The organism is Brevibacillus sp. NRS-1366 (assembly GCF_050467985.1).
Genome location: NZ_JBITPN010000069.1, coordinates 21,485 through 28,928, shown reverse-complemented (window position 1 = coordinate 28,928; position 7,444 = coordinate 21,485). Strand labels below are relative to the sequence as shown.

Annotated in this window: 7 protein-coding genes and 1 pseudogene; 2 read left to right on the top strand and 6 right to left on the bottom strand. The window is 42.9% G+C overall.

The window, feature by feature from the left end:
* Positions 1-960: 960 nt before the first annotated feature.
* Positions 961-1,476, bottom strand: a complete 516-nt coding sequence (locus tag ACIFQN_RS35430; RefSeq protein ID WP_429837740.1) for a TetR/AcrR family transcriptional regulator — start codon at positions 1,474-1,476, stop codon at positions 961-963.
* 90 nt (positions 1,477-1,566) lie between these two features.
* Between ACIFQN_RS35430 and ACIFQN_RS35425 the strand changes: the two genes are divergently transcribed.
* Complete coding sequence (locus ACIFQN_RS35425; protein WP_429837739.1) at positions 1,567-1,908, top strand: VOC family protein; 342 nt, start codon at positions 1,567-1,569, stop codon at positions 1,906-1,908.
* A 224-nt stretch (positions 1,909-2,132) separates the two neighbouring features.
* Here the strand turns inward: ACIFQN_RS35425 and ACIFQN_RS35420 are convergent, their stop codons facing one another.
* From ACIFQN_RS35420 to ACIFQN_RS35400, 5 genes and pseudogenes are all read right to left on the bottom strand, one after another.
* Positions 2,133-3,221 carry a M24 family metallopeptidase gene (locus ACIFQN_RS35420; RefSeq protein ID WP_429837738.1) on the bottom strand — a complete coding sequence of 363 codons (1,089 nt, stop codon included), beginning with the start codon at positions 3,219-3,221 and terminating at the stop codon, positions 2,133-2,135.
* 55 nt (positions 3,222-3,276) lie between these two features.
* Positions 3,277-4,363, bottom strand: a pseudogene (locus tag ACIFQN_RS35415) (aminopeptidase).
* Between the two features lie 46 nt (positions 4,364-4,409).
* Positions 4,410-4,685: a hypothetical protein gene (locus ACIFQN_RS35410; protein ID WP_429837737.1), complete on the bottom strand. Its 276-nt coding sequence runs from the start codon at positions 4,683-4,685 to the stop codon at positions 4,410-4,412.
* Positions 4,686-5,066: 381 nt separating this feature from the next.
* Complete coding sequence (locus tag ACIFQN_RS35405; protein WP_429837736.1) at positions 5,067-5,324, bottom strand: transposase; 258 nt, start codon at positions 5,322-5,324, stop codon at positions 5,067-5,069.
* Between the two features lie 91 nt (positions 5,325-5,415).
* On the bottom strand, positions 5,416-6,657 hold the full coding sequence (locus ACIFQN_RS35400; RefSeq protein WP_429837735.1) for an NAD(P)/FAD-dependent oxidoreductase: 1,242 nt from the start codon (positions 6,655-6,657) through the stop codon (positions 5,416-5,418).
* A gap of 253 nt (positions 6,658-6,910) precedes the next feature.
* Between ACIFQN_RS35400 and ACIFQN_RS35395 the strand changes: the two genes are divergently transcribed.
* A complete protein-coding gene (locus tag ACIFQN_RS35395) occupies positions 6,911-7,177 on the top strand; it encodes a hypothetical protein (RefSeq protein ID WP_429837734.1) in 267 nt (88 codons plus the stop codon).
* The last annotated feature ends 267 nt before the right edge of the window (positions 7,178-7,444 follow it).

Below are 7,444 nucleotides of genomic sequence, written 5' to 3'. Positions count from 1 at the left end.
TGAAGATCGTTTGAAATACCACGATTCATCATAAAACGCTATCCTTTCGTTAGTCAGTCTACCGAAAGAATAGCGTGTTTTCGTTTTGAGGAGGTAGTAATTTCCTTCGCTTGATGGGCATGGGGTCCCGCCAACAAAACGCGGTTAACTTAACTAGTCAGAATGGGTGACTTTACAGTATTCAATGTAGAGTTGCCCTTTCTTTTTATTTCTTTAAACACTTGATATCTATATTCAAATTCATAGTACATTGAGTTAGGTGTTTAAGATGGAGGGTGTAGCCCAAGCAAAGGCGCGGGTAGCAATCTTTTTCAATGAACCAAAGAAATGGATTTATGCAACAGGAGTGATTTTATGAGAGTGGCTACCCTTCTTACGAAAGAAGGTAAAATCTCGTTACATGCTGATGTTAGAGTATTCATACCAGTAGGGGTAGTACCAGCGTCGCTGTCACCAAGTGCAAACATATGGGTTAAATTGGGAATTTATTAATAACCTCATTGTATTCGTTTTAGGCATTTGTTTACAAACAAGGCAGCGAACGACGAGCTGCAGCACCGTTTCTGTTTACAAAATCGCAAGCCGGTTCCTGGAGGATGTTTACATATTGAAAAGTGGCCAGCGCCGATCCGTCCGGTGTTGGTCACGTTCTTGTTTACAAAAAAAAATGAGAAACCCCGTGGTCGCTCTCGGTCATGGCTGCCGAAATAGGCTATCACAGGGCTTCTCACTGTAAAGGCTGTTGCCTTCCTCCACATTCGTTCCGGCCTTTCAGGTACAGCGAGCCTCTCACCCTGTGAGTTTCAGCCATTGCGGCCACCCCTCCCGCTCCCACTCTGACGATCCAACTTACCAGTCTAATAATGAGAAATCAGGCTTTTTTCTAAATATTGAACAGCCTTCTAAAGTGTAGATTATTCTATGATAATCAATTGTTTCCCTAGTTCTTTTTTTAGAATGTTACTTTGTAAGTAGCCATTCTAAAACACTACGTGCTTCCTCAACGGATAAACGTTCTTCTAGCACAGAAAGCAACGCAGATCGCCAAGCAGCAGGCAAAATATATGCCAGACCTTGAGCACCGTCTACTTGGATAGTACTTAAGAAATCGGCAATACGATCTGGGCCTTGACTAGGATCATTTTCACTCAACAACCTACAAGCACCAAACTTTATGGCCGAGTCAAACCCAACGAGTATAGCTGTTCTAATAGACTTCGTCGGATCGTCGAAAACAGCTGCAGCTCCCTCCATTCTATCAACAATTCTGCGCTCCATCTCTTCACGGACAATAGCATAAAGATTTACCTTTGAATTAAAGTGGTGATAAATAGCACCGGTTGTGACACCAACTGTTTCAGATAGATTTTTTACATGTACACCTTGATATCCCTTTGAACAAAATTCTTTTACAGCTTGTTCTAATATTTTTGCTTTTATTGACCCTGGTACTGGAATCCAATTTTTCATAATCATATTTTAACACACTTGACTCATAAACATAAATAGATTATTCTATTACATAATCAGATTATGTTTTTTAAAAAAATAAGGGAGTGACTCAAATTGAAGTTAATTTTTTTATCTTATCCTGTGAAAGACCTAAAAGAAGCACTTAAATTCTACCGTGATAATTTTGGAATGGAAGAAGCTTGGCGTGAAGGAGAACATACAGCTGCCTTGAAACTAGAAGGAACTGACGTGCAATTAATGTTGGAACAAGAAGATAATGAATTAGGCCCTGGTGGTGTTTTTTTGGTAGACAGTGTTGATTCATTTTATGAAGAACACTCTGATCTTGAGTTTATTCAAAAGCCATTTGATATCCCCCCTGGACGATTTGCAACTTTTAAGGACAATAACGGAAATTTGTTGCGTCTGATTGATGAGACGAAGGAAAACCAATAAAATTTTGAAGAGTGGCCAGCGCCGATCCGTCCGGAGCTGGTCACTTTCTTGTTTACAAAGAAGAAATGAGAAACCCCGTGGTCGCTCTCGGTCATTGCTGCCGAAATAGGCTATCACAGGGCTTCTCATTGTAAAGGCTGTCGCCTTAGACATGCCCGGAACCGTACTTTCTCGCAACAGCGTCTCCGTACATTCTTCAAAATGAATTGACCAATCATGCGTTTTTATCGCTGACTCCTTTTACCAACAGGCAAAATGAGCAGCTCATTCGGGGAGTTCGTTAATGTTTCACAGCCATTGTCGGTGACCAAGACGTCGTCCTCAATTCGGACGCCGCCGACCCCTTTCATGTAAATACCCGGCTCAATTGTCAGTACCATCCCTTTTTCGATCACGCCCACATCTGACGTGCAAATGATGGGTGCTTCATGAACATCCAAGCCAATGGAGTGACCGCTTGCCTTGTGCGTATGTTCTGCATATCCAGCCTTCTCGATCACTTCCCGGCTAAAAAGGTCAAGTTGCTGTGCCGTCATTCCCGGCCTGAGCTGGCGAATGGCGATTTGCTGCGCCAATCGAACCACCTCGTAAATTTCGCGCATTTGCTCGCTCGGTTCGCCAACTGCGATCGTCCGAGTGAGGTCAGAGCAGTAGCCCTCAAAAAAGACTCCAAAATCCAAGGTGACCATTTCTCCCGCTTCGATACACTTGCTTGTGGCACTGCCGTGCGGCAAAGCCCCCCTTGTGCCAGAAGCGACAATCGTTTCGAAAGCGAAAACAGCTCCGTGCCCGCGAATAAACGTTTCCAATTCGACCGCTACATCTATCTCGCGAACACCAGGTTGAATAAAGCCAAGAATGTGTGCAAATGCTCCTTCTGTTATGTTGATCGCCTTTTTGATCTTGTCCAACTCGTCCTCATCTTTTATTTTGCGCAAGCTCTCTACGATTCCGGAGGTGGGTACAAGCATGATGCCGGAGAAGGCGGACTTCCACCGCTTGTATTCAGCCAATGAAATCCATTCTTCCTCGATCGCAATTTTCGTCACTCCGATCTTTCGTACAAACTCATAGATGGCGGTGATGGGATCTCGATGGTTGTGGACAATCGTAAAGTCGGGTGCTTCTTTTGCTGCTGGTAAGAGATAACGAAAATCAGTAATTAGCGCAGCCTGATCCATCGAGATGATGACATGTCCCGCCGAGCCGGTAAATCCGCTCAAATAACGTCGATTGGCTTTATTTCCGGTGATAAATGCATCAACTCCAAGGTTGCTCAAGCTGTTCCGGATTTTCTTCAAACGGTTTGACATTCTGCAGCCTCCCAAATAAGTTATCTGTTTATCCTCCGCATCTTCTTTCTGAATATTATGCATTTAATTCCTTGAGAGAGTCCAACACAAACAACCCATCTTTCCGGATCAGGACATCATCAAACCATATTTCACCCCCGCCCCATTCCAGGCGCTGGATATTCGTAATGTCCCAATGAACCGTACTTCTGTTACCATTGTCTGCGTTCCAGATCGCAAATCCTGGCGTGAGGTGAAAACTGCCTGCAATTTTTTCATCAAACGAAATGTTGTTCATCGGGTTCAAGATAAGCGGGTTTACGCCAATCGCGAATTCACCGATATACCGGGCCCCTTCATCTGCATCGAGAATTTGGTTGAGTCGCCTGGTGTTGCTCGATGTAGCTTCCACAATCCTCCCCTCTTGAAACGTGAAAAAAGCTACTCCCCAAATAATGCGCCGGTATGTTAAACGTGATGGTTCCGTTCACTGAATTCCGTACGGGCGCTGTGTAAATCTCTCCGTCTGGAACATTCATTTCACCGGCACAAATTATCTTGGGAATCCCTTTTATGGATAACTCCAAATCGGTGCCAGTGCCGACAATTTTCACTCGATCAGTTCGTTCCATCAGTTCCTGCAATGGCAGCATGGCCTGTTTCATGTGACGGTAGTCCATCGTACAGACGTCAAAGTAGAAGTCATCGAATGCTTTTGTAGACATGTTTGCTCTCTCCGCCAAGGATGTGGTCGGATAGATGACACCAACCCACTTTACTTGGGAAACGGCATAATCCCTCATAGGTTTCATGACTTTGTTGTAATTGTGGAACTTGTCCGCAGGAACGTCGGCATATTCGCTTTCATTGGGCTCACCACTGATGATGATTCGTTTCTGGAGATCTTTCCACATCGCAGTTTCCCACTGTAACTGGAATCCTGCACTTTTTTCAGACACGCCGAGAAGAATTTCCCGCTGGGTAGACGGGTGGAGATATCGCACAAACGGATATGCTCCTCTTTGGTAGCTTTGTCTTACCAGTTCTTTGGCCAGTTCTTCGCCTTCTCCCCGAACATCAATGAGGATGTTCTCTTCATGCTACAGCTGTAACGAAAAGTCGAGCAGCGAGCGTGACAATTGAATGAGTCTGTTGTCATCCATGAATGTTTCCCACTTCCTGTGATTGATCTCATCATAAGGCAGAGTTCTATTGCTGTCGTTTCCATAAGGCGCGTTGAAGAATCTGAGCAGCATGTTTTCCTTCGCATGTCAGGCCATTATGGTAGTCCACGACCTCTCGATCATAAACGTCAATGAGACTCAAAAGGAAAAAGAAGCGATGTTCTCCCGCAATAAAGCCGTATTTTACATCCATCTCCCGCAACTGATTGGGTGCCGTAATCTCGCGAGTATTGGCAAGCTGACGAGGATGTTTACTCTTCTTCGGTCGTTGGGGTTGTAGGAGTTCTTCTTCTTTCAACAAACGGTAAAACTTTTTCTTGTTGTGATGATCATTTGGTAGTCTCGACGTAGGCAGACAGTAAGCTTACAATACCCATAAGCAGCTTCATCATCTGTCAGCAATTCGGATATCCATTCTTTGAATTGTTCATCGGAGACTGGTTGTCCGTCCTTCGACAAAGAATAGCCGGGTATGGGCCTCCCGCCGTTATAGACAGGAGGCTTTTGGGAGGCTTTGTTTTTCCCCGGTAGTAGTATGTTGCTTCCAGAATGCCGACAATACGTAGTACCGTTTTGGCTGTGTACCCCATCCGTATCCACTTGTCGGCTATTTCCATTTTGTCCGATAAGCTGGGTTCACCTTTTTTACAAGATCACGGAGGATTGCAATTTCCAAATCCTTTTATCCAAGTAATTTCTTCAGTTTATCATTCTCCGTTTCCAGTTCACGAAACTCTCCTGGACTTGGTGTATAACTCGTAACAGCTTTGGCTTCGGAAGAAGCGTTTTGCCAATCTGCATGTTTGGAATCGCTTATCCACCGATACAACATTTTGACGTCGATCCCTTGTCGTCTGGCTACCTGACTTGCGTTTCCTGATTCTTGGGCTTCATGGATCAGCTGTTGCTTGATCTCAATTAAATAGCGTTTCCGTTGCATAAATAAATCCCCTCTGTTCTTCTAATACCAGCTTAACAAGATAAGGGGGAATGACTCAAATCCATTTTCGGGGCTTAAGTGACATAATAATTTATTTAAGAAATCTTTCTGGTGAAACAGCATTTAAATCAATTACTGATTGACCATTCGTTATTAATTCTGACATGATGTACCCTGTAGATAAAGACATGGATACACCACTCATAACATGACCGGTAGCAATAAAAAGATTACTTACACCTGGAACATTACCTAATACAGGTATACCGTCAGGTGTCATTGGTCTCATTCCGGACCAAACTTCTTCACTACTTCCTGTTAATGGTTCTTTTAGATAATTAAAAATTAAGTTGCGTATTGAATCTACTCGGCGTGAGTCAATATTTGTATTAACACCTGAGAATTCCATAGTACCACCAAAACGAATACTATCTTCAAAAGGGCTTATTCCAGCAGAACCCAAATATAGAGGATGATTAAGTTTAACATTTGGTGAAGTAATAGTAATACTGTAACCTTTACCAGCAGTCAATGGCAGGTAAAAACCGATTTTTTTAGCCAAGTGTTTGCTCCATACACCAGCAGTTAATAGGAAATGATCCGCCTCAATTCTTTTTGAATTTGCCTTAACTGCTATTATTTTACCCATTTTTTTTTCAAAATCAGTAACTTCATGATTAATTAAAAATTCAACACCATTTTCTTCTAACCACCTATGTAGAGCTTTACTTAAACTTTCAGGTCTAACATGTCGTTCACTTGGTAAATATAACCCTCCAACTACATTTTCCGATAAGCTTGGTTCCATATCCAAAACTTCTTCTTTTGTTTTTCTGATAGGTTTTGATAATCCTATTCTTTCTCCTACAATGAATTCCTCATATTTTTTTTCTAATTCATTTGAATCTAGCGATACATATAGTAATCCTTTTTTGTAATTTTCAAATTGCATTATATCTTCAGCAAGAAGATCATCAAAGAGATTTAGAGTATTTTTACTAATTTGTAGTCCTACATTTACGCCGTTAGTATAGGAAGCTTCATTACAATATTTCCAAAAGTTAAAAAACCACTTTCCTAAAAGAAGCATTGCTGAGGGTTTAATGTATAACGGATTCTCTTTTTTTAACATCCATTTAAGCGATGATAAGATTAATCCCGGTGAAGGTAATGGTTGTGATAATGTCGGACAAATCCAACCCATATTTCCTGCTGAACACGCTTCACCTGGAACCCCTTTATCAATAACAACAACTTCATGGTTTTGTTTACGTAAATAATAAGCAGAGGCGAGCCCAATTATTCCACCCCCTATAATAATAACTTTACTCATATAAATCCTCCCTTTTTTTAATAGCCTTTCGGCAATGCCGAGGCAGATGGGACAAGGCTTTGGTTGCTCCATCCAAGTTCGATTCCTCCCACTTTGGTGGGGGGAATTTTTATTTGAACCGTACTCTGAATTAGGAAATTTTTCATAATACGACCATTTACCAAAAAACAATTGACTTTTCAAAAGCCACTCCATAATGGCGCGTGAAAGGGTTGCTTTTCCCGTACTCATCGAATATCGGGGTGGTTCTTTTTTGAAACCTGTCTTCATTCCTCATGATTCCTATCAACGCTTTGTTCTTGAGCAACTGCGCAAGCATTACTCCGGCGGCATCCTCGTTCTGGTCAACGCGGATTGGCCCGTCATCTTGAAGTGCTACATCAGAGACCTCTACTATTCGGCCTCATTCTTGCACGACCTCTATGACGATAGAGGCCCTACTCCCTGTGATCCCGCGTCTATGCTGCGTTCCTATTTGCTCTTTCTCATGAGCAAAACGGAAATCGGCATTACCAAATGAGTCGATGAACTGTACCGTGTTCCTCTCTACGCCATTCTCAGCGGTTTTGAGCCCGGGGACATTCCTGGCGTCGGAACCTTCTATGATTTCCTCTCCCGTTTTTGGGCCGCAGAGAAACACAATCTCAAGCCCAAGATGAAACCGAAGAAACGTAAACTTAAGAAAGGCAAGAAGGGAGAGAAGGCCCCGAACACTTCCCACGGTAAAGTCCCGTCTGGTGGGGCGCATTTTGAAATATGGTACAGCTGCTCGACGCTGCCCATGATG